The 212-nt window shown below is 75.0% G+C and carries 1 pseudogene; it reads left to right on the forward strand.

Going from position 1 to position 212, the window contains the following annotated elements:
- Positions 1-212 (forward strand): annotated as a pseudogene (locus tag ASG00_RS17585) (heme ABC transporter ATP-binding protein); the annotation flags it as partial.

The raw sequence follows: 212 nt of genomic DNA on the forward strand, positions 1-212 counted from the left end.
GTGGTGCGCCTCGGCACCGTCGTCGGCGAGGCGAGCCCCACCGCGTCGAACGCCGAGCTGGCGTCGATGATGGTGGGTCGCGCCGTCGAGCTGCGCGTGCAGAAGGATGCGGCGACCCCCGGTGAGGGCGGGCTCGCCGTGCGCGACCTGCGCGTCATCGACCCCGCGGGCGTCGTCGTCGTCGACGACGTCAGCTTCGACGTGCGCCCCGG

This window comes from Microbacterium sp. Leaf351 (genome assembly GCF_001423825.1).
Lineage (GTDB): Bacteria > Actinomycetota > Actinomycetes > Actinomycetales > Microbacteriaceae > Microbacterium > Microbacterium ginsengisoli.